This window comes from Paenibacillus sp. sgz302115, assembly GCF_056120445.1.
On the sequence record NZ_JBVYOK010000010.1, the window covers coordinates 1 to 22,506 of the forward strand.

Annotated in this window: 23 protein-coding genes and 1 riboswitch; of the genes, 20 read left to right on the plus strand and 3 right to left on the minus strand. The window is 53.4% G+C overall.

Translation table 11 applies throughout. From position 1 onward, the window contains the following. From AC0LWN_RS18660 to AC0LWN_RS18680, 5 genes are all read left to right on the plus strand, one after another. Positions 1-670: WIAG-tail domain (locus tag AC0LWN_RS18660; protein WP_474667910.1), on the plus strand; the 670-nt coding region annotated here is incomplete at its 5' end. A 327-nt stretch (positions 671-997) separates the two neighbouring features. Next, positions 998-1,846 (plus strand): glycosyltransferase family 2 protein, encoded by an 849-nt coding sequence (locus AC0LWN_RS18665; RefSeq protein WP_474667912.1) that lies wholly within the window; start codon positions 998-1,000, stop codon positions 1,844-1,846. Next, the gene (locus AC0LWN_RS18670; protein ID WP_474667914.1) at positions 1,843-2,976 is read left to right on the plus strand and encodes a glycosyltransferase family 2 protein; all 1,134 of its coding nucleotides are present in this window, start codon (positions 1,843-1,845) and stop codon (positions 2,974-2,976) included. The genes AC0LWN_RS18665 and AC0LWN_RS18670 overlap by 4 nt, the downstream gene beginning before the upstream one ends. After that, a complete protein-coding gene (locus tag AC0LWN_RS18675; RefSeq protein ID WP_474667916.1) occupies positions 2,973-3,710 on the plus strand; it encodes a glycosyltransferase family 2 protein in 738 nt (245 codons plus the stop codon). The genes AC0LWN_RS18670 and AC0LWN_RS18675 overlap by 4 nt, the downstream gene beginning before the upstream one ends. A 47-nt stretch (positions 3,711-3,757) precedes the next feature. Further along, on the plus strand, positions 3,758-4,489 hold the full coding sequence (locus AC0LWN_RS18680) for a sugar phosphate nucleotidyltransferase (protein ID WP_474667918.1): 732 nt from the start codon (positions 3,758-3,760) through the stop codon (positions 4,487-4,489). 57 nt (positions 4,490-4,546) lie between these two features. Here AC0LWN_RS18680 and AC0LWN_RS18685 read toward each other — a convergent pair whose 3' ends face one another. Then, positions 4,547-5,059: a GNAT family N-acetyltransferase gene (locus AC0LWN_RS18685; protein WP_474667920.1), complete on the minus strand. Its 513-nt coding sequence runs from the start codon at positions 5,057-5,059 to the stop codon at positions 4,547-4,549. Between the two features lie 243 nt (positions 5,060-5,302). Here AC0LWN_RS18685 and AC0LWN_RS18690 point away from each other — a divergent pair, with 243 nt between their 5' ends. The 12 genes from AC0LWN_RS18690 (at position 5,303) to wsfD (ending at position 16,965) form a co-directional block, all read left to right on the plus strand. Continuing rightward, the gene (locus AC0LWN_RS18690; RefSeq protein ID WP_028530565.1) at positions 5,303-5,590 is read left to right on the plus strand and encodes a hypothetical protein; all 288 of its coding nucleotides are present in this window, start codon (positions 5,303-5,305) and stop codon (positions 5,588-5,590) included. A gap of 25 nt (positions 5,591-5,615) precedes the next feature. After that, complete coding sequence (locus AC0LWN_RS18695) at positions 5,616-5,954, plus strand: alpha-helical endospore appendage domain-containing protein (protein ID WP_474667922.1); 339 nt, start codon at positions 5,616-5,618, stop codon at positions 5,952-5,954. After that, entirely contained in the window at positions 5,951-6,262 is a 312-nt protein-coding gene (locus tag AC0LWN_RS18700; protein ID WP_458967867.1) for a hypothetical protein, read from the plus strand. The genes AC0LWN_RS18695 and AC0LWN_RS18700 overlap by 4 nt, the downstream gene beginning before the upstream one ends. After that, positions 6,259-6,681 (plus strand): FliH/SctL family protein, encoded by a 423-nt coding sequence (locus AC0LWN_RS18705; RefSeq protein ID WP_474667924.1) that lies wholly within the window; start codon positions 6,259-6,261, stop codon positions 6,679-6,681. Before AC0LWN_RS18700 ends, AC0LWN_RS18705 begins: the two co-directional genes overlap by 4 nt. A 159-nt stretch (positions 6,682-6,840) precedes the next feature. Further along, positions 6,841-7,362 (plus strand): GNAT family N-acetyltransferase, encoded by a 522-nt coding sequence (locus tag AC0LWN_RS18710; protein ID WP_474667926.1) that lies wholly within the window; start codon positions 6,841-6,843, stop codon positions 7,360-7,362. A 192-nt stretch (positions 7,363-7,554) separates the two neighbouring features. Then, a riboswitch (purine riboswitch) is annotated at positions 7,555-7,653 on the plus strand. A gap of 65 nt (positions 7,654-7,718) precedes the next feature. Then, positions 7,719-9,056 carry a 5'-deoxyadenosine deaminase gene (locus tag AC0LWN_RS18715; RefSeq protein ID WP_474667928.1) on the plus strand — a complete coding sequence of 446 codons (1,338 nt, stop codon included), beginning with the start codon at positions 7,719-7,721 and terminating at the stop codon, positions 9,054-9,056. A gap of 121 nt (positions 9,057-9,177) precedes the next feature. Further along, positions 9,178-10,206: an ROK family protein gene (locus tag AC0LWN_RS18720; RefSeq protein ID WP_474668235.1), complete on the plus strand. Its 1,029-nt coding sequence runs from the start codon at positions 9,178-9,180 to the stop codon at positions 10,204-10,206. A 63-nt stretch (positions 10,207-10,269) separates the two neighbouring features. Continuing rightward, positions 10,270-11,469, plus strand: coding sequence for an MFS transporter (locus AC0LWN_RS18725; RefSeq protein WP_474668237.1), 1,200 nt, complete (start codon positions 10,270-10,272; stop codon positions 11,467-11,469). A 125-nt stretch (positions 11,470-11,594) separates the two neighbouring features. Next, positions 11,595-12,158, plus strand: coding sequence for an RNA polymerase sigma factor (locus AC0LWN_RS18730; RefSeq protein WP_474667930.1), 564 nt, complete (start codon positions 11,595-11,597; stop codon positions 12,156-12,158). Beyond that, positions 12,155-13,342: a hypothetical protein gene (locus AC0LWN_RS18735; protein WP_474667932.1), complete on the plus strand. Its 1,188-nt coding sequence runs from the start codon at positions 12,155-12,157 to the stop codon at positions 13,340-13,342. Before AC0LWN_RS18730 ends, AC0LWN_RS18735 begins: the two co-directional genes overlap by 4 nt. A 290-nt stretch (positions 13,343-13,632) precedes the next feature. Further along, positions 13,633-15,531 carry an LTA synthase family protein gene (locus AC0LWN_RS18740; protein WP_474667934.1) on the plus strand — a complete coding sequence of 633 codons (1,899 nt, stop codon included), beginning with the start codon at positions 13,633-13,635 and terminating at the stop codon, positions 15,529-15,531. Positions 15,532-15,540: 9 nt separating this feature from the next. Then, complete coding sequence (wsfD, locus tag AC0LWN_RS18745) at positions 15,541-16,965, plus strand: glycan biosynthesis hexose transferase WsfD (RefSeq protein ID WP_474667936.1); 1,425 nt, start codon at positions 15,541-15,543, stop codon at positions 16,963-16,965. Between the two features lie 66 nt (positions 16,966-17,031). On the opposite strand, the gene AC0LWN_RS18750 is transcribed toward wsfD, so the two are convergent. Beyond that, entirely contained in the window at positions 17,032-17,796 is a 765-nt protein-coding gene (locus tag AC0LWN_RS18750) for an AAA family ATPase (RefSeq protein WP_474667938.1), read from the minus strand. A 203-nt stretch (positions 17,797-17,999) separates the two neighbouring features. Between AC0LWN_RS18750 and AC0LWN_RS18755 the strand changes: the two genes are divergently transcribed. From AC0LWN_RS18755 to AC0LWN_RS18765, 3 genes are all read left to right on the plus strand, one after another. After that, on the plus strand, positions 18,000-19,097 hold the full coding sequence (locus tag AC0LWN_RS18755) for a CgeB family protein (RefSeq protein WP_474667940.1): 1,098 nt from the start codon (positions 18,000-18,002) through the stop codon (positions 19,095-19,097). Between the two features lie 31 nt (positions 19,098-19,128). Continuing rightward, on the plus strand, positions 19,129-20,262 hold the full coding sequence (locus AC0LWN_RS18760; RefSeq protein ID WP_474667942.1) for a CgeB family protein: 1,134 nt from the start codon (positions 19,129-19,131) through the stop codon (positions 20,260-20,262). A 304-nt stretch (positions 20,263-20,566) separates the two neighbouring features. Next, entirely contained in the window at positions 20,567-22,063 is a 1,497-nt protein-coding gene (locus AC0LWN_RS18765) for a glycosyltransferase family 4 protein (RefSeq protein WP_474667944.1), read from the plus strand. Here the strand turns inward: AC0LWN_RS18765 and AC0LWN_RS18770 are convergent. Beyond that, on the minus strand, positions 22,018-22,485 hold the full coding sequence (locus tag AC0LWN_RS18770; protein WP_474667946.1) for a hypothetical protein: 468 nt from the start codon (positions 22,483-22,485) through the stop codon (positions 22,018-22,020). The two genes, AC0LWN_RS18765 and AC0LWN_RS18770, sit on opposite strands and share 46 nt — an antisense overlap. Between the last annotated feature and the right edge of the window lie 21 nt (positions 22,486-22,506).

The following is a 22,506-nucleotide window of genomic DNA, read 5'->3' on the forward strand; positions in this document are numbered from 1 at the left end:
GAGTATATACGGAGAACATCTCACGGACGGAGTGCTGGAGGAACGCCATTTGAGCCCCGGCATAATCAAGCTGGAGCATCTGGCCGAGGGTACGTTGACCTCTGAGCTGCCGGATGGCAGCATTACCGGTGATAAGCTGGCCATTGGCAGTATCGGAACCGGCAAGCTTGCGGAAGGAGCGGTCGGAAGCGCAGAGCTTCAGGATGAAGCGGTGGAAGCCTCCAAAATAGCTTCATTCGCCGTTCAATCCCGCCATCTGGAAGAAGAGAGCGTGCAAAGCTACCATATTGCTCCCGGTGCGGTGACCGGGGATCATCTGGCTCAAGGTTCGGTGAATGCGGAGCATCTCTCCTTCAGCCCGGTGCAGAGTGCAGGAAACCGGGAGGTGCTGCAGCAGTTCGGTATGACGGCGTTCATGTTCAACGGCGATGAGGAGAGTGTAGAGGTGGCGGTTACTTTTGACGAGAGCTATGGCCATACCGGCTATGTGCTCGTCGCCATGACCAATCAGCCGTTCTTTCATGCTTCACTGAAGAGCAGATCGGCCGGAGAGGCGGTAATTCAGGTAGTTCGGCTGCGTGAGACCGTGCATTTCTATGGCGTATTATCCTGGATTGCTCTTGGTTCTCCATTAGTGAAGCCAGCCGTGAATCACCGGGCGTTCGATTAAGCGTCTGAAGCAGAGAACAAGCTGGAAGAAGCCTTGTTTTAAGGACCACGCAGTCGTTTCTACTTGATATCGGCGCAGCCATTGGCTGCGCTTTTTTTGTTGTCACAACAAACTTTACATGCTGTACACATAAAGTACCTGATAAATACCCGCTATAAATCTGCCTTTTGTTTCCGCCAAAGTCTGGCCTTTTGCGGTTTCGCCAAAGAACAGGCAATTGTCCAAATTTCTGTACGGAGTGAGACATTGGCCGTTACCCGGACCAGCCGATTACATAGACTGTGATGTAACCCTCAGCCCGGAGGCTATGCCCTGCAAGGAAGGTGGATGAGCTTGAAGAACAAACGAACATCTGCCCGCCGCATGGGGCGGCGGGTTTCGCAAACAACACGGCGGACTTCCCGGCCGATGCGGCCAGCCGCGCCGCTCCCTGCGGGGAATCATCCCGAGCCTTATGTGTCGGTAATTATTCCGGCAATGAATGAAGCGGGAACGATTGCCAAGGTGATTGCCGGGGCGAGGGGAGTCCATCCCCGCTGTGAGGTTATTGTGATTGTTAACGGCTCTGCTGATAATACGGCAGAGATTGCATTGTCCCTGGGAGCACGCGTCATCAGCTTCGAGCAGCCGCTTGGACACGATGTCGGCCGCAGTCTCGGGGCGGAGGAAGCTAAGGGTGAAGTCCTGCTCTTCACGGACGGAGATCTTCCCATTTCCGCTTCACAGTTGCGCCCGTTCGTGGCTGCAGTCAAACGGGGAGTAGACGTGGCACTAAATGATTATTCCGGACCGGTGCGCAGCAAGTTCCCCCATCCGGTCGTACTCTCCAAATATGCGCTGAACATCATGCTTGGCCGTCCGGATTTAAAAGGTTATTCGCTGACGGCGGTCCCCCATGCGCTTAGCCGCAGGGCGCTTAACACACTAGGAACTTCTCTGTTATCCCGTCCGCCGCTGGCCTATGCCCAGGCCGTGCTTGATGGGCTGCTTGTAAAGGCAGTGCACAACGTTCCTGTCGGGAAACTGAACGCCGTTCGCCGCAAGCGGGGAGGCACCGACCCCTTGCGGGAGGTGATTCTCAGGGACCATACGGATGCTGTCGGCCTGCTGCTTGAGCGCAAAGGAGACAGAGCTGGCTTCAGTGACGGAAGCCGGCGGAGGGAGATGGTGAGATGATGGCAGCTGCGCTCAAGGCAACATCCGGCCCACAGCCGAAGGCATCTGTGACGGCCAAATCTCCTGTCCGCCGTGGCGGAGCCAATCCGCTGAGAACCGCAGATGTGCTGTCCGCCCGCCGAAGCAGCGGAGGCGGAGCGGCCGTCCTGCACAAGGCCGCTGGAGCGGCACCCTCCCGCCGGAGCCGTACCGGCGGCAAGGCTGCCGGCCGGCGAAAGGCGGCGCAAGCTGCGGCTGTCCGTCCTGCCAGCCGGGCCAACGCGGGAGCCGCCGCCCTCAAATCTGCCGTACGGCGCAAGGCAGCCGCCGGAGCAACAGCCGCCGGCAATGCTCACGTTCGCCGCCGGGAGGAGAAAAGCCTGCCGAGTCTGCGCGGGACACTGTCGGTGATTATCTCGGCGCGCAACGAGGAACAAACGCTGCCGCCCCTGCTGAAGCAGGTGATGCGCCTGAATCCGGCCGAGATCATTGTAGTGCTGAACGGCTGCACCGACAACAGCTTTCAGCACTCCAGGCTGTGCAAGACGGCCACGGTCATACATTGCCCGGAATCTGCCGGGCATGATGTGGGGCGGGCGCTTGGAGCCAAGCTTAGCCGGGGGGATATCCTGCTGTTTCTGGACGGAGATATGACCATTCCCGCATCGCAGTTGGCCGCTTTTGCCGCAGCAGTAGATGGTGGTGTCGATGTGGCATTAAATGATTTGGATGAATTGCTGCCTTCGTTCGAATTAAGCGATGATGTTACCCGCTGCAAAATGTACCTCAATGCCGTGCTGGGCCGGAGTGATCTCGGCGTCAGCTCTATGACTGCTGTTCCCCATGCGCTGTCCCGCCATGCGCTGGAGAGGATCGGATATCGTGAATTGATGGTTCCGCCCAAAGCGCAGGCCATCTCGATTATGGAGAAGCTGCGGGTGGAAAAGGCGGGAACAGTAAATGTCATCCGAAATAACCGGATTCGTCAGGGGAACACAGGCGCCGGCAACGCCATGGAACAACTGATTGCCGGCGATCATGCAGAAGCGCTGCGCAAGGTTCTTATGCAGCGGGAGGCAGGCGGGGTTGTGACCGAAGAGAGTCTGCTGGAGCAGCGGAGGCAAATGGCTGCGTGGAGGAACAGAATATGACGCTGACCAGTATTATTATCCCGACCTTCAATGGGCTCAGACTGCTGCGGCCCTGCATCGAATCAATCAGGGTGTACACCGGGACGCCGTATGAAATTATTGTGGTCGACAACGGTTCACAGGACGGCACGGACGAGTACTGCCGCGACAATAAGCTGACTTTTATTTCGCTTCCCGAGAACCGGGGGTTCCCGGTTGCCTGTAATCTGGGGCTCCAGCTCGCCTCGGGCGATGAGCTGCTGCTGCTGAACAATGATGTCATTGTCTCGCAAAACTGGCTCGATAACCTGAAGAATGCCTTGTACAGTGCTCCGGATATTGGCATCGTGGGTCCCGTGACGAACTATGCCAGCGGCCGGCAGCGGGTGGAGACTGCTTATACAGATATTTCGGGCTATCATGCCGAAGCGATGGCGGTACATGCACAGGGTTCTGCAGGATGGATGGAGAGCCGGCGTCTGGTGGGCCTGTGTTTTTTGTTCAAAAGAGAGCTGATGGATGCTATCGGCCTCCTGGATGAGCGGTATTCTCCCGGTCATTTTGAGGACGATGATTACTGCTATCGCGCCCGGATGCGGGGCTACAGGCTGCTGATTGCCGGGAATTGCCTGGTGCATCATGAAGGAAGCGCCAGCTTCAAGGAGGTATACTCCTCCGAGATTCAGGAGCTGGTGCTGCGCAACCGCAAGATTTTTATGGATAAATGGCATGTGGACCCGGCACAGTTCATCTGAAATGTTGACCTGAAGGCCAAAGACACAGATAAGAAGGAGGAAAGTAAGTGAAAGGAGTCATACTGGCGGGCGGAACAGGATCAAGACTTTATCCGCTGACCCGGCTTATGAACAAACATTTGCTTCCGGTCGGCAAATATCCTATGGTGTGCTACGGTATAGAGCGACTGCGCCGCGGAGGAATAACCGATATTCTCCTGGTCATCAGCAAGCAGTCTGCAGGGCAGTATACGGATTTTTTGGGCAGCGGCGTGGAGTTCGGCGTCTCGCTGACTTACAAAATCCAGGAAGCTGCCGGAGGCATTGCGGAAGCGCTGGATCTGGCGAAGGGCTTCATTCTTCCAGGTGAACGGTTTGTTGTGCTGCTTGGTGACAATCTTTTTATGGATGATCTGACGCCTTATGTGGAGAAGTATCTGCGTCAGCCCCGAGGAACGGCAAAGGTGCTGCTGAAGCCGGTGGATGATCCGCGGAGATACGGAGTTCCAGTATTCGACACTCAGGATTCCGCATGGATCTCCTATATTGAGGAGAAGCCGGAGCATCCGAAGACGGGATATTGCGTGACCGGAATTTATATGTATGACGAAGCCGTGTTCGATATTATCCAGCGGGTATCCCCTTCCAAGAGGGGAGAGCTGGAAATCACCGATGTGAACAACCTTTACGCCGCTGACCGCAAGCTCAGCTACGATGTGCTTCAGGAATGGTGGAGTGATGCCGGAACGTTCCAGTCGCTGCACGAAGCGGGGGAAAAGCTGAAAGACACGTTGCCTTAAGGCGCGTGTTTTTTTGTTGTGAACTCCGCTGCCGCGTCCTTCCTCACCCCTTGCCGCCTACAGCTCCGGCCGGGCAATCCGCCACCAGATAAGGTCTTCAGTCTCGCGGTACTTTTGTGCTCCCAGGTGCTCAAGGACTTTGTGTGAGGCGGTATTGTCCTTTTCGGTATCGGCGATGGTCCACAAGGCCTGGGGATCGCTGAAGATCCATTCGCTAATGCGCCGCACTGCCTCGGTGGCGTAGCCCAGCTTCCGGTGGCTCTCGTCTATCACATATCCAACGATGACTTCGCCTTGCGCATTCGGGCGGCCCTTAAGAATGACGAAGCCGATCAGACGCTGCTCCTCCCGCTGAATAATCGCCCAGTTGGTCAGCCAGGGATAGTTCAAGGGGTCCTGCAGTACCTTGGAGTGTCTAACCTGCATGGCGTATTGCATTTCATCATCCAGCACAGTTCCGCTGGGCTTCAGGCCGAACCCCTGCTCCAGTCCGGCGAAATTTACGCCCGCCAAGGATAGCTCCGCGAGTGTTAAAGGCCTTAGCTCCAAGCGATTGCTTACCAGTTTCAATAGAATACCTCCAGTTCCAATAGCGCCGTTTACAGCTTTTTGTGGAAAAAAATCCTAATCCATCCCCAGCATAATCCCGGGCTCTGCCCTCTGTCAAATCCTCCGCCCGCTCCCTGATTACCGCCAAATTTATGCATCACAAATTCCAAGCCAGCACCTCTGCAACTTACAGGAAAGCTCCGCACCGCCAAGGCTATAGCCGCATATGCTGTAGCAGGGCGTTTGAGCAAAGGAGACATGAAGGTGCAGAGTAAAATAACAAAGGTCCTGCAGCACATGGCGCATACGCACGAACAGATGGCGCGGATTCTCGATGCCGAACGCCACGTGGCCGTCCGTATGTCGCAAATTGTCCATGATCTGCCGGATGCAGAGCCGGATTTTGGCGGATTCAGCGAGCTGGTGGAAAGCACAGGTCAGGTGAACAAGAACATTATTGCATACTTGAACGCACTTGCCGATCTGGAAGAGGCGATGGCTGAAGGGGTAGGAAGAGTCATCAAGGAATTAAACGGTCCGGAAGAGGAGTAGCGTTAAAAAGAGCAGGAGGCGAAAGATGAGCAGAGAAAAAGCTTATCTGCAAATGCTGGAGTCGACCGCTACTATCCAGTGGAACATTGCGATGATTCTCGAAGCCAAAGCAGTGGAAGCGGAAAAAGTAAAGCAGTGGACCCAGCACCATATCCACCCTAGAGCGTTCGACTCCCATGAAGATCAGTTGAAGCAGTCCATCTCTATTCACGAAGTGGTTGTAGAACTGGTGGAGGGTTTGACCAAATTGGAAAACGGGTTGTACAGCAATCTAAAAGCAGTGCTGGGCAGCGGTGAAGAAGAGAGCGGAGGTTTAGGCGCTTTGTCCAGCGAAGGCTTCGACTTCGGAGAAGACAGCAAATGAGCGGCGGGCTTCTCTCCGAACACGCCGTCAAGCTGGAGTTGATCCGCTCCATCGCCCGAAGTCAAGCCGCACTTGCGGACATTTTGGAGAGTATCGCGGAAATTACAGGGCAATCGGAGCTGACAGCCCGCAAGCTTAGCGACAATATCCGAATCTTAAGCCAATATCAAAGCTCGATGTGCCGGATGATATCCGGTATTTCACTGCATCAGCCCAAACTGGGAATTCCTGCTGCGCCTTGGCTGAACAAGGCCGGCGCAGTCGGGAACCTCCAGAGTACATGGAGTACAGGAGGAGTAGAACGATGAAGAGAAAACAACTTGGGAAGCCGCGTTCAGGCGGCAGAATCCGCAGACGTACACTGCTGCTGTCCCGGAAGGCGAGGGTCCGCAAAGGTATTGGACGTAAATCACGCAGAAGACTTATACCCCGGATAGGCAAGACCAAGAGAAGTCCTTTGCAACGCAGAAAAAGAAGAATCCGCCGCCGGATTGTTGTCCAGAAAATTCAGGTGGTTCAGCCGCCGGTGCAGGTCGTGCCGGCTGTGACAACCGTCGATGCGCCGCCCGCGCCGCAGGTGGTTCCGCTCCCCCCGGACTTGGGCGTCTCTCCGGAAACGCCCCCGGGAGACGCCTTTCAGCAGGGCTACACCGAAGCATACAACGTGGGATTCGACGCAGGTTTCGCCAAGGGCTTCGAGGACGGGCATAAGCTGGAGCTGGGCTGATGCGTCCAGAGTCACAGGAAGAGGCGCTCTATGGAGGCGGATGAAACAAGCCGCCTCTGTAAGCAGGACAATGAAGGATCGTTTCTGCTTGCCGGATATGGTAGACTTTTTTACAGAGTCTATACTGGTTCAAATGCCGAGAGGAAAGCAGGGATGGATATGAGTGGGAATGAGATTCGCAAGGCGCGAAGAGCGGATATCGGGGAGATCATGGAGCTGATTGCCAGATGTGTGCAGGTTATGCAGGACGGCGGAAGCGACCAATGGGATGACAAATACCCGAACAGAGAAATCATCACGCAGGATGTGGACAAGGGCACATTATTTGTCTATGAAGAGCAGGCAGCCATATCCGCCATCATTGTGCTGGACGAGGACCAGGCGGAGCAGTACAAAGCTATCCGCTGGTCACAGGAGCAAGGGCCGCATCTGATTATGCACCGGCTGGCCGTTCATCCGGGGGTGCAAGGCAAAGGCATCGCCCGCAAGCTGGTTGCTTTTGCCGAGGAATTTGCCCGCAGCGGCGGCTACAGCAGCATCCGGCTGGATACCTATGCCAAGAATACAAGAGCGCTGGCGCTGTATCCTTCGCTTGGGTATGAACGCAGAGGCGAAGTGGATTTTCCGGGGCGGACAGCGAACTTCCCTGTATTTGAGAAAGTCCTGACAACCGAATTGTAAAAATGGACAAGCATTCTATCGGCAAGCAACATGCACGTTTGTTTATTATTTTTTTGTCAGTAAACATAACGCGAAACGAAGGATTTTGCGATAATATTATCAAAATGGATGAAATATTATATTCATGTCATTATTACTAACCTATGTTGACAACAAAGTTGTCTTTATTCTATGATGGGATTATTCAGCAAGCAATTGAATAATCCTTTTTTTCGTATATCCTTAATAATTGGTTTAAGGGTCTCTACCGGGAACCGTAAATTTCTGGCTACGAAAATATGCTTAAGGCATATTTTTGTGGCCTTTTTGTGTTACAAAAGCGGCTAGGGCTGCAGAAGACAAGGGGGAAGATGAAAATGGCGGACATTCTGATCAAGAACGCAGAAATCATCACGATGAACAAGCAGGAGGACATCATCAATGGAGACATTCGCATTAAGGGCAACATGATTGCCGAGATCGGCAGCGGCCTTGTCCCTCAAGGGGATGAGACAGTGATTGACGCAACGGGACGCACCGTCATCCCCGGTTTCGTGCAGACCCATATCCATCTTTGTCAGACGCTCTTCCGGGGCAAAGGCGATGATCTTGAGCTGATGGACTGGCTGCGCAAGCGGATCTGGCCGCTGGAAGCGGCGCACGATGAGGAATCGCTCTACTATTCCGCCATGCTGGGGATTGGAGAGCTGATCTCCAGCGGCACGACAACGATTGTCGATATGGAGACAGTGAACCATACGGATTTTGCTTTTCAGGCCATTGCGAAGAGCGGTATCCGGGCTTTGTCCGGCAAGGTGATGATGGATCAGAAGAATGCGGATGCGCCTGCGGCGCTGCAGGAGGAGACGGCCGCTTCGCTGCAGGAGAGCGTCGATCTGCTGGAGAAGTGGAACGGCTACGGGAATGGCCGGATTCAGTACGCGTTCTCGCCGCGTTTTGTAATTTCCTGCACCGAGCCGCTACTAAGAGAGGTGCGCGACCTGTCGGAGCGGTACGGGGTCAAGGTACACACTCATGCCTCGGAGAACCTGGGGGAGATCGAGATTGTTCAGGCGATGACCGGTATGCGCAATGTGGTCTATCTGGATCATCTGGGGCTGGCGAATGAACGCCTGATTCTGGCGCACTGTGTATGGCTGGATGAGGAGGAGCGGCGGATTCTGCGCGACCGCAGGGTCCATGTCAGCCACTGCCCCGGCTCTAATCTGAAGCTGGCCTCGGGTATTGCCGACACGCCGGGCATGCTGCAGGATCATATTCACTTAAGCCTTGGGGCAGACGGTGCGCCCTGCAACAACAACCTGGATATGTTCAATGAAATGCGCCTGGCCGCCATTATCCAGAAGCCGCAGCATGGGCCGACTACGATGGATGCGAGAAGCGTCTTCCGCATGGCAACCATTGGCGGGGCCAGAGCGGTAGGTATGGAGGACCAGATCGGCAGCATCGAAACAGGCAAAAAAGCCGACCTGGCCATTCTGAATCTCTACAATTTCCACACCTTCCCTTCCTTCGATGTAGACCCGATCTCCCGTATTGTTTATTCCGCTACCCGGGCTGATGTGGAGACAACAATCGTCGATGGAGAAATCCTGATGGACAAAGGGCTGCTGAAGACGGTGGACAAGGACACTGTACTGCATGAAGCCAACCGTTCCATAAAAAGACTGCTATCATACACCCCGCTTGGTTAATTCTCCTGATTCGGCAGTGGGGGCATTGTTCCAATGCCCCAAAACATTGTCTTGAAGATAATGGCACACTGTTGTACATTTATTATTAATCTTATAAAAAGTAATTTAAAAGGATGTGGGCATATATCCTGTGACATACAGTACGTTACAAATTAAACAAATGAATATTGGTTTGGTGAAGCAGGCTTTAAAGACACAGGAGTCGGGAACGAAAGCGGAGATTGCCAGTCAAACCAGCCTGAGCATAGCCACTTGTAACACAATATTGAATGAGCTTGTTGCTACCGGCGAAGTGATTGAGCTGGGAGCGAATGAATCCAGCGGAGGAAGGCCCGCCAAAAAATACAAGTACAACGCCGACTTTGGTTGTGCCATTTGTTTGCTTGTGAAGACGAGTGGAGACCTTTACTCCATTGACTACAGCATCGTAAATCTGGTTGGAGACATCGTTAAAGAGGAGACGCTTGAGGAACTGAAGTATGTAGATATGGAGGTCATTGATCAGCTCATCGGACAGCTCGCAGGCGAGAGCAATCATGTTATGGCTCTAGGCATTGGAATACCCGGTGTCGTCTCCGGCGGTGTAATTGGAGTTTGCGATGTGCCTGATCTTGTTGGCAAGGCGTTAGGACCTTATTTGGAAGAAAAATATGAAATGCCTGTCACGGTAGAAAATGATATGAACATGACCGTCTACGGCTTTTATCATTTGCAGCATTTTGAAGAAGAAAAAACATTTGCTGTCGTCACCTTTCCGAAGAACCAGTTTCCAGGTGCCGGTTTTATCGTGGATGGACGAATATTATCAGGGAATACGAAATTCGGCGGGGAAGTATCCTTTTTGCCTTTCGGCATTACCCGTGAGGAGCAGCTGCGGCAGCTTCATACCGCTGAAGGTTTTGTCCGGCTGGCTGTTCATGTGCTAACCTCTGTCATTGCCGTCATTAATCCGGTCACCATTGCGATTACAGGGGAACTGCCGCAGGTAGATCAGCTTGACGAACTTCATAAGGGCTGCCTGAAGAACATCCCGGAGGAGCATATGCCATTCCTGTACGTTCAGAACGATACAAATCGTGAATACATGAAAGGGCTGGTGATGACGACTCTGGAAGCCCTCAGCTCCCCATCGCAATTCATTGAACAATGACAATAATCAGGAAGAAGGAATACAGTGGGCAAGCGTGATAGCAAGTTCAACAAAACTTATGCCATGCAGTTGGCTACAATTTTTTTAGGGTTCGTTATTTTTGGATTTTCGGAAAATATCAAAGGGCCCGCGATCCCGCGCATTCAATTTGATTTTATGCTGAACGAATCGCAGCTTGGGACACTATTGTCCCTGAACGCCCTTGGTTATTTGATCGCTTGTTCTTTTACAGCGTATTTAACTAGAATATGGGGAATCAAAATCGTAACGGTCACGGCTCTTGGGGCGATGGCTGTTTCGGGCGTATTCATTTTCTTTTCGCAAAGTTATCCCTTGTTCTCAGCCTCTTATTTCCTGATGTACATTGGGAACGGGATGCTGGAGATCGGCCTGGCCGTGCTGGGCGCACGTATATTTGTAAAAAACACGGGAACGATGATGAATTTATCCCACGGCTTCTACGGGCTTAGCTCCACGGTTGCCCCGCTGATTGCGACAGGTCTGATGAAGGTCACGATCAACGGACATACACTGGACTGGCGCGGAATGTATCTGGTTGTGCTGTTATTGTCCGTGATCCCAATTCTTTTTGCGATGTTCAGTACCTTTCCGGGGGATAACGTTCAGCATGAGGAGCGGATTTCTTTTAAAAGCTTGCTGAAGGACCCGGTTCTATGGCTAATGGTGCTTATTCTCTCCTTTGGCGTTACATCGGAGCTGGCTGTGGGCGGATGGCTTGTGAACTTTCTGGAAAAAGCATACAGTTGGGACACGATTACGGCTTCGGGGATGCTGTCCGCCTTTTTCTTATGCTTCGCGCTTGCACGGCTGCTGCTGGGTCCGTTAACGGATAAAATTGGTTTTACGTTATCGTTGATTATATTTTCAGGCTTTTCGGCTGTCTGCACGTTTGTGGCCATCTTGGGCGGAGAAGGCTTGGCCTTCCTGTTTGCCGCTTCCGGCGCAGGTATTGCCATGATCTATCCGACGGTTATGGCGCTTATTGCCCGAAGATATCCCAAGGAAAGCGATACAGCAATTACTGTTACAGTTACGTTGATGGGACTAGGCAGTGTGATTGGCAATTATGTAGTCGGCGGGGTTATCGAAGCGGTCAAAAGGCTGTTCGGTGCAGATACACAGGTAGGGCTGCTTCGCGGGCTTCAGGCAGGATACGGAATTATAGGCTTATGTGCGGCGTTAAGTGCGGTTAGCGGTTTGTTTTTATATTTCTATTTATCCAAACGGAGAGAAATCATATAAGTGAGGAACAAGTGTGGTCGTAGGTGTCGGCGGAGGGGAGAGCCCCTCTGCTTTTTTTTGATTATTATGAGATAGCGGGGAACTTATTTGCTGGTTTTGAGGTCATTTGTAGTGAGGTGAAGACAGTGGAACTAGGAGTGGAACTGGAGCTGGATGGCCTGAAGCATGCCCAGGCGATGAGCGAAGAGCAGCTGAGGCGGATTATGGATCTGCACGGGGATGATGTGTGGAATTATATCTATTACCTTACTAAAAGCGCCGACATGGCGGATGATTTGACGCAAGAGGTGTTTATTAAATGCTTTTACCGGATCGGGACCTACCGGGGAGCCTCTTCCTTCAAGGCCTGGCTGTTCACCATAGCGAGAAATACAGTATTCTCCTATCGCAAATCGCGGTTCTTCCGGTCGGGTCTTAACCCGCTCAACCAAAGTGTATCTGCTGAACTGGCAGGTACTGCCCGCTCAGCCGAGATGGAGTATCTGGGAAACCGCCGGGTTGATGAAATCTGGGGCGTCATCATGAAGCTGCCGGATAAATTCCGTGAAGTGCTGGTGCTGGACCTGAAAGCAGAGCTGTCCATAAAAGAAATCGCCGAGCTGACCCGGCTGTCCCCCGGAACCGTCAAATCCAGGCTGCACCGTGCACGTCATAAAGTCCAGGAGAAATTAAGGGGGATGGAGTCATGAAGGAGCGGGAACCGCAGTGGTATGAAGACGCGCGGAAAGGGTCATTCCGGGAAGCGGGATTTACGGACAGGGCTGCCGAAAAAGTCATTATGCGTGTGCGGACCGGCCCGCCGGTCCGAAAGCAGGCCGGCTCGAAGCTGCGATTAAGGTTCCTTGCAGTTGCGGTTGTTCTGCTCTTGGCCGGAGCAGGAGCTTTCCTGCTGCAGGAGGGTCATCTGGGGAAGAGCAGACAGGCTGGCTCCTTCAAACAGGAGGTGAAGAAACTTGACCTGACGGATGCCGGAATCCGCAGGACCGCTGAGCGTACGATGCAGGAGCGGCTGGGGAAGAAGCTGCCATTCGAGAGTCTGGAGCGGCTGAAGGAAGCGGAACAGGCCTCTGTCATGTTCAGGGCTGGTGAAGACTCCGCCATGATTGGGATCAGCACCAGGACAGGAAAAGTGCTGCAGATGAACATGAGCGCTTCACTTCTCCCGGGAGAAGTGGACGAAGCTGTCATCCGGGCAGCCAAAAAGAAAATGCAGGACATCGGCTATCAGGGAGATTTCAAGATTACAAGGGTTCAACGTTTTGTACAGTACGGATTAACGCCTGACACTGAGGTCCAGGTGCAGGACAGCTTGAGCGGAGATGAGGGGCAAATTGATTTTTTGAACGGGGAGTTTAACCGGGCTGTCTATAATGTGGGTCAGGATGAGATCAGCGAAGAAGTGAACCAGATTGGAATAACCGCGCTGAAACAGCTCAGATCCAAAGGCTCGGATAGATTGAAAAAGATCACCCGCCAAATTGCCGAAGGCCATGATGAGCTCATAATAGCTTATACACAGGGAAATCTGACTTCTTCTTTTTATACGATGGGCTCTGTTACGCTGGATTATGCCACACATTCGGTAAAAGAGATGTCCGATATGGCCCTGTTCATCCCGAAGTCAGACGATGCCGCACAGCGTGCCGACCAGGACCGGAAACTGCTGGATATGGATAATGCCCGGTTGTTAAGCGCTGCTGCGGCTGTGGTCAATGATGTGTTCGGAGTCCGTCTTCAGGAGTATACGCTTGTTAAAAATAAAAAAACGCCAGGAATTGTTACTTACATGAGTAAGGGGACAGCTCCCGCAATCAAGGTATCCTATAACCTTGAAGGAGAGGTGTACAGTGTAGGGCTTATCGAAGCCCCCTGATCCTGCCATGAATAAGAGAATCAGAGATGCGGCCGGCTATCGGCCGCGTCTTTTTTTGCTGATATAAGTTGAACTAAAGATGAGCGGTAAGAATCCAGAAATCTGCAGATGGGCAGCGGCCGGAAGTCCAAACATTCCCCGTAGTTACGACCAGACCCAATATTAAATTCAAGCCGAAGCAGTTAAAACTTGTGCTTCAGGATTCATTTGCTATACTAGTTAAATGTGATATTTTACAGAAAAAGAGAACTAGCTTTACAAAATTAATATACAAGTTAAGAGGGGAAGCAATGAATGAGCGTAAGCATGTGCGGGTGGGGGCACATTTCTATATCGTTGCAGGGCTGATCTGGCTGAAGCTGCTGCTGCTGAGAGGGCTGTTTTTTGAACGGATTGCCTGGGAATGGATCGCGGCGGATCTGGCTCCTGTGCTGCTGCTGATGGGGATTCTAGCATTTGTGATTCCTGCGAGGATGAAGACTGCGGTCTACTGGAGCTTCAACGGCTTATTATCGCTGATTCTGTTTGCGTCCAGTGTCTATTTCAATCATTTTGGCTCGGTGCCGACGTATCTGGCTTTCTATGAGCTTCATCAGGTGTTTCAGGTGAAAGAGAGTGTAAAATCGACTATTCAGAGCATTGATTATCTGTTTTTTGCGGATCTGGTGATCATGATTGCTTACAGTCTATTTCGCAGATGGAAAAGAGGACCGGCGCTGCCCTTGCGGCGTCATGTCTCAACGGGAGCGCGGAGCGTCCAGTGGATCGTCATTCTGGCGGCGATTGTCGGCGGCGGCTCGCTGTCCGCTTACTCTATTCACGCAGCACGCGGCATTACGAATGAGCTGGTGCAGGCCGAGAGTGCCGGGTTCCTGAACTACGAGGTGTTCGCGGCTATTAAAGCGCAGGAGGATAACGGCCTCATCGGCACCGGAGACATCAAAGAAACCATTGCCAAGATCGACACTCTCGAGGCTTCTTTTTCTTACAGCAGCAAGCCTGCGGGGACCGTGCCGGGTTACTTTGGTTCGCAAAAGGGCAAAAATGTAATTGTGATTCAGATGGAAGCCTTTCAGAACTTTCCGCTGCATCAGTCGCTGGAGGGGCAGGAGCTGACGCCGGTGCTGAACGGCTTGGCCGGGGAAGGCTTTTATTTCCCGCATGTCTATCAGCAGATCGGTGCGGGCAATACCTCGGATGCCGAGTTTATGAGCAATACCTCCATTTATCCGATTGCCTCGCTCGCGATGTCAACGGGCTTCGGGGACCGGGTGCTGCCGAGCCTGCCGCGTCTGCTGGAGACTAAAGGGTATGAAGCCTACACCTTTCATGTGAACAAGGTCGGCTTCTGGAACCGCAATGAGCTGTATCCGGCACTGGGCTTCACAGGTTATTATGACAAGAGCTATTTCCATAATGACCACTTCAATTCCTTTGGCGCTTCTGACGAGCAGCTCTACATCACTGCTGTAGAGAAGCTGACGGAGCTGAAGAAGAAAGGAACCCCCTTCTATGCGCAACTGGTAACGGCTTCGAGCCATCATCCGTTCAAAATCCCGGATGCCTTCAAAAGAATCACATTGCCGGAGAAGCTGAAGAATACAATGCTTGGTGATTATCTGACAGCCATCAATTACACGGATTATGCCATCGGCACGCTGATTGAAGGGCTGAAGCAGAACGGGCTCTGGGACAACACTGTGCTGGTGCTGTACGGCGACCACTTCGGCCTCCAGCCGCAGGATGTGCCGCCGGAGCAGGTGCAGGATGCGCTTGGAATCCCTTATGATTCTCGGGTCAGCCGCTTCAATATTCCGCTGATTGTGCATGCGCCAGGGATGGCAGCCGGGCAGGTTGTGAACCGGACCGGGGGGCAGCTCGATATCCTGCCGACCCTTGCCAATCTGCTGGGTGTGTCGCTGAAGCAGGAAGGGTTCACGGCCTTTGGCCATGATCTGCTGAACATTGACCGCAACGTGGTCGGCATGCGGTATTATTCGCCGACAGGAACCTTTTTTAATGATGAGATTATGTTTGTGCCGGGGAAAGGCTTCACGGATGGTGAAGCGTTGTCGCTGGACACGCTCCAGCCGGTCGCTGATTTCAGCAAATACCAGAGTGACTATGACTATGTGCTGAAGCTGATGAGTTTGTCGGATGAATATGTAAAGCTGCTTCCGCAGCGGTAGGGAGGTACTATGAAACGATTATTCAAGGCGGAAAATCTCGCTGTGCTGGGCGGCTGCGGGCTGATCATTTATCTGCTGTTTCTGCAGCCGTTTGTCGGCGTTGCCGACAACGGCGATTTCTTGCGGATGATGAATACGGTCGGACTGAATTACTATGATGCCGCTGAAAGCTATGCCGACCGCTTCTTCAGCTTCAGCCATGCAAGATTCTCCTATGAGAGTTTGTTCAAGGGCTTTTATCCATCCTCACAAATTTTGCTGGTGCTGGTGCCGAGGCTGCTGGCGGGGCTAGTGCATGGCAGCTATTTCGATATCCGTCTGCTGGCGGCGGTGTATGCCCTGCTGCTGCTGGTGGCTTCCTGGCTGATCGTCAAGACGGGCGCGCGGGGCTCCTGGATTGCGGGACTGCTGCTGGGCGCGGCAATGCTAGTCGTATTTTATGACATCGGCTATTTGGCCTACTTCAATTCACTGTTTGGTGAGCCGGTGTCGATGGTGGCCATGCTGCTAACCTTTGCGCTAGGGCTAAGACTGGCCTTGCAGGAACGGCCGACCACCAAAGGTTTGACGCTGTTCTTCATCGCCGTGCTGTTTCTAATCTGCTCCAAAATTCAGAATGCGCCTGTGGGCCTCGCCTTCTCGCTGATCTTCCTGCGGCTGATGACCCTGGATGGGATGGGGAACTGGCGGAAGCTGGCTCTGCGGTTCGCAGTGGCGGTATCTCTTGTATCTGTCATTATGTACGTCGCTGCCCCCAAAGAGCTGAAGCATATCAATCTCTATCAGACAGTATTCTACGGGATATTGAACGAGTCGCCGGATGTACAGGGGGATTTGCGTGAGCTGGGGCTTCCGCAGAGGCTGGAGGTGCTGGCGGGAACGAACTATTTTCAGACGGACACCGCCATTAAGCAGGATGATCCTTCGCTCCAGGCGGATTTCTATGACCGGGTATCCCATAAGGATGTGCTTTTCTTCTATATCAAGCATCCCTCGCGTCTTCTGGAGGGCATGAAATATGCCGCCAGTAACAGTATGGACATCCGTCCCTATTATCTGGGGAACTATGAGAAATCGGAGGGCAAGCCCGAAGGGGCGTTATCCTATACCTACAATCTCTGGAGCCAGCTGAAAAAAGATTATTTGCCTCATACGCTCGGCTTCCTCTTAATCTTCTATCTCGTCTATTACGCAGGGGTGCTGCATGAGCATTTCCACAGCCGGAAGCGGAGCGAACGGATTGCCGCAGAGCTGCTGATGCTGCTCGGCCTGATTGGCCTCTTCTCCTTCCTGGTCCCGATTCTCGGGGATGGCCGGGCTGATATCGGGAAGCATTTGTTTCTGTTCAATGTCTGCTTTGATATGATGGCTGTGACGATGTTCGGCTGGCTTGTGCACAGGATCATTAAGGTTATAAAATTCTTTGCGAAATAAAAATACACTCAAAGACACTTATACGGAAGCTGTATGTATCCGTGCAAGTGTCTTTTTTTGTTCCTTTCAGTCATCCCCCAGCAGCTCACGCAGCATCCCCTGGCGGTCATTCATAAAAGCTTTGGTGACTGTGTAGTGTTCCGTTTCTTCCAGCAAGGCGGGCCGGATGCCTCCGCTTTCCAGCAGGTAAATGTCAGAACCCGGGTAGGACATCAGAATCGGCGAGTGGGTGGCGATGATGAACTGCGAATGCTGCTCCACCAGCTCGTGCATCCGTACCAGCAGCGACATTTGCCGCAGCGGAGAGAGCGCCGCTTCCGGCTCGTCGAGAATATAGAGGCCTTGTCCGCCAAAGCGGTGGACAAAGGCGGCGAAGAAGGATTCCCCGTGTGACTGCTCATGCAGTGACTTGCCCCCGTAGGAATTTTTGATCATGCCTCCACTACCCGGTTCCTCATCCAACTGGTCAATATAGGAAGCTACATTATAGTAGCTCTCCGCGCGCAGAAAGAAGCCGTCCCTCGGACGTCTCACCCCTTTAACAAGCCGCAGATAATCATGCAGGCTGGAGTGCGAGGAACGGGTATTGAAGGAGAAATTCAGCGTCCCCCCTTCCGGGTTGAACCCCCAGGCTGCAGCAATGCCCTCCAGCAGCGTAGATTTCCCCGTCCCGTTCTCACCGACAAGAAAGGTAACCCGGTTCTGAAAAGCAAGCCGTTCAAAGCTGCGGACTACCGGCAGATCAAACGGATAGCTCTGAAAGGAAGGAACCCGTTCGCGGAGCAGCTCCGCTTGGCGGATATACAGCATGGCGTTGTCCATCGCGTACATTATCTCACTCTCCCAATCTTCTAATAGACTCCCGGGCAGCTTCTATAAGTTTATCCTGCGTGGAAAAAATCTGCAAAGGTTCGGGCGAGTCGGGTGATAGACAGGGGGCATCTGCCAATTTCGGCAGGATACAGACATATGTCCATGAGGCGGATGCTGACTCCGCATATAGTTATATTGTCTTGAGAATATGACAGGGCAGGGTGAAAGCCGTGAAAGCAAAAAAGAGAAAACCGCGTCCGCAGGATTATCTCGACGGTTACGAGGAAGGTTACCGCCTCGGCTTGTGTGAAGCTGTGATGCGCCTGAATCCGCCGGTGGCGGGAGCATGCCGGCCGCTCAAGCTGATGTATATCCCCCAGGGCTTTCAAGCAATTGATACAGGAGTAACAGAAGCCTTGCGGCAGCTTGTAAGCGAGCTTCTGATCGGCTCGCCGGAGACCATGCTGGAGATGGCGGCTCATGAGATGCCGGGGGCTGTGCTTGTAATGAACGGGCTGCATGTGTTTCCCGAGAATCATCTGGAGCAGATTGCGGAAATACGAAAATTGGGTATTCCTACGGCTATCTGGTTTGTGGATGATCCTTATTTTACAAAGGATACTTCGGTTATTTGCCACCATTACGACCATGTATTTACGCATGAACTGGGCTGTGTGGAGTTCTACCGGTCGCTGGGAGTGAACTCTGTTCATTACCTTCCGCTGTGTGTCAATCCGCAAATGTTCTATCCGCGCCGCACCGGTCCGCAATATCAATACGATCTTGTCTTTATCGGCAATGCTTTCCGCAACCGGACAGAGCTGTTTGACGAGCTGGCCCCGTTTCTTCGCGGCAAGAGAGTGCTGATTGCCGGAGGCTTTTGGGAGCGGCTTACGACTTTTGAAGAGCTGTCGCCGTTTATCAAAGACGGCTTTATCCCTCCGGAGGAAACGGCGAATTATTACAGCGGGGCAAAGCTGGTCATTAACATTCACCGTCCGTGGGAGGGCGGGCAGGACAACCGGAACAGCTATCAGCTCCCCTCACGTTCGATTAATCCCCGGACCTATGAAATCAGCGCCTGCGGGACGCTGCAGCTGACAGATGTCCGTGACGATCTGGGCAACCACTATCGTCCGGGTAAGGATTTGGATATTTTCTCCAATGCTGATGAGCTGAAGCTCAAGATTGATCACTATCTGAAGCATGAGAAGGAGCGCCGGCAGCTTGCCCTTCAAGGGCTGCAGACGACACTTCGCCATCATACGTTTACAGCGCGTCTGCCTCATTTGCTGGATGTTCTTACTGCACAAGCGTGAAATCCAATTTGGATCAAAGGAGCGAATACTCATGAACAATGATTTTATTATGCCTGCACCGCCCTTTCTACAGACGCCTGCCGAAGAAGAGAAGCTGCGTGGACGCCTGACCGGCTTTAAGATTGGCTACGATGAAGGCTATCTGCGTGGAAGACTCGCTATTCTGGACGGCCGGCCGGAGGAGCCGGTTCCTGTCCGCAACCTCCATGTGATGTATGTGGCTTCTGGAAAAGGGTACCCGTATTCTCCCCTGGACGATGCGGTTCTCAATTCGCTGCAGAGATTAACTGCTCAGGTCACGATCACCGATGTGCGGAAGAATCTGGTGGAGCTTGCCGAAGCGCAGCGACCCGATCTGGTGCTGGTGCTGGATGGGATGGATTTGCCGCTGGAGCAAATTGCTTCGCTGCGCGGCAAGGGCATCAAGACGGCGATCTGGCTGACGGATGATCCCTATTACACGGATTTCACGATGAGAATTGTAGCGCATTACGACTATGTATTCACACTGGAGCTTAATTGTGTGGAAGTCTACCGTAGCCTTGGCTGCAAAGAGGTGCACTATCTGCCCTTCGCCGCCCACAGGGAGCACTATCGTCCGACGACAGGACGTTCGCCGGTGAGCCGGGACATCAGCTTCATCGGCTCCGCTTATTGGAACCGGATCAGCTTCTTCCGTGACATCATGCCTGAGCTGATGAGCTACAACACGATTATCAACGGCATTTGGTGGGACCGTCTGCCTGAGGCGCCGCTTTATGGGGAGCGCATTGAGATTGGCAAATGGATGTCGCCGCAGGAAACGGCGCTGACCTATAGCGGCTCCAAAATCGTCATTAACCTCCACCGTTCCCACGTTGACGAGGTGGACAATAATAATAAGCTGTTCATTCCTGCAGCTTCGCCGAATCCCCGCACCTTTGAGATCGCAGCCAGCGGAACGCTGCAGCTTAGCGATGCCAGAGATGATCTGGGCTCATTTTACAAGGTAGGAGAAGAAATCGACACCTTCACAACCCCACAGGAAATGATGGAAAAAATCCGTTATTACCTGACCCATGAAGAAGAACGCCGGGAAATGGCACTGCGTGCCTTTGAGCGTACGCTGAGCGATCACACGTACACCAAACGCCTGCATCAGTTGTTAACTGTCATTTATGGCTGATTGTAACGGAGCGGGGCGAAGACAAAGTGAAAATGTGCGCATATCAGGGGACAGGTGTCGTGCCTGCATCTGTTCCCCCTCAATATACTGGAGTACCGGGCTCCGGCACTCGCCTGCAAGCAGTAAAGCGAATGCTTACGAAGCGAGTTCTACTGTGAAGAGAATTCAGGAAGATTTGCTCCGTAAAACTAAGCGGATGCTTACGAAGTGAGTTTTACTATGAAGAGAGTCAGGAAGCGTTGCTCCGTAAAACTTTTAGGAGGTGAATGGCGGCTCCATACCTGCCAGGGAGCGCCGAAACACCATGGCCGACAAAGCGACAATCGTACTCTTTTCCCATGTATCCAATACACGCAGTATTACGGGTGCCGAGAAGCTGCTGCTGTTCTTCAGCCGGGAGCTCTCCCTCTATTTTAACTGCATTCTAGTAGCGCCCCAAGAAGGCAAGCTGACACGTCAGGCACGTAATTACGGTCTGAATGTGCAGCTGCTGCCAATTCCTCTGGTCTATGGAATTTACACACCATATGCCGGACTGGAAGCGGATATCCGCAAACTCCAGGACAGCCGGGAGTATCACGAGCTGAGAGACTGGCTTGCTGCACTGCATCCGGCTTTTGTCATTACCAGTACTTGTGTTCATGTTTTGCCGGCGCTCGCGGCGAAATCGCTGGGTATTCCGGTGGTATGGAAGATTTCAGAGACGATAACGGATAATGATTACACTTCGATCAGTGTGGAGCTGATTCATAAGAACAGTGATGAAATCCTGGCTATTTCACATACGGCGGCGGCATGTTTTCCCGAGGATATCCGAGAGGGCAAGGTGACTCAGCTTCCGCCGTCCTGGAATGACACAGAGATCATGTTTGAGGCCTGGAGCAAGCTACGGGGCGAGCGGCGGCGTGAATTGAAGGTGGCACCGGAGGAGCCGCTGGTCGGTTATGTGTCTTCCTTCATTAATAAGGAAAAGGGCTTGGAGCATTTCGTCAAGATGGCCGTCCTTGTATCTGCGCAGCATCCGAAAGCCAAATATATTGTTGTCGGTACACCCGGAGATAAAAGCTACTATGACCGTTGTGTACGCAAGGTGAAGCTGGAAGGATTGACCTCCCACTTCAAGTTTGTCGGTTATGAGGAACGTCTCTCCGAGGTTTATTGCGCGCTGGATGTGCTGGTTGTCCCCAGCCTGATCCGCGAGGGCTTCGGCATGACTGCGCTGGAAGGAATGGTATTCGGAAAGCCGGTGGTCGCTTATGATTCCGGCGGGCTGCAGGAAATTCTGTTGGCTGTAGGCTGCAGCGAGCAGCTTGTTTCTGTGGCGGACTTCAAAGGCTTGGCCGAACGGGTGAACAGCCTGCTGGCTGCGCCTGGGCTGGCGGCAGCGATCGGCAGTCAGGCGCGGGAACGCGTCGAGGCCGTCTATGGGCCGGCAGCCTACCGTGCCCGCCTGCTGGGGCTCGCGGAGAGGTGGCATCTCCGCTATTGCCTTGCGCCGCCGCCGGAAGCTGTCGGCGTACCAGAACTGCCCGCTGCCGAAGCTTCGGACAGCGGCATACCCGCCGCGGCGCAATCGCCGCCGCGGCGCAAGGGCCTTGCGCGCAGCACCGTCCGGCTGCGTCGCGGCAAGCTCCGGCGCGGCAGGCTGCGCCGCGCCAAATCCCGGGCGCGTAGGCGCTCGCGCCCGGAACGCAAACGGCGCGCAGCGCCAGCCGCGCGCCGGAAGAGCCGCGGCGCGAAACAGCGCCGCGCAGGTCACCGCGCGCGCCGCCCGGCGAAGCGGCGGCGCAAAGCGGCCTGAGGCCAGCGGGGAAACCGCTGGCCGGGACAGGTGCGGCTGTGTACCGCCGCACCCGAGCCGATCGCAGCTAACAACGGCAATTCTGCCGTTATAACCGCCGCACCTGCTCCACACGCAGCCAATAACGGCAAATCTGCCGTTAAATCCGCCGCACCCGAGCCGATCGCAGCTAACAACGGCAATTCTGCCCTTAAATCCGCCGCACCCGCGCTAAGCGCAGCTAATAACGGCAAATCTGCCGTTATAACCGCCGCATCTGCTCCACGCGCAGCCAATAACGGCAAATCTGCCGTTAATATCGCCGCACCCGAGCCGATCGCAGCCAATAACGGCAAATCAGCCGTTAAATCCGCCGCACCCGTGCTAAGTGCAGCCAACAACGGCAATTCTGCCGTTAATATCGCCGCAAAATGCGGCTTCACATGTCACCCAGCGGCAGAATT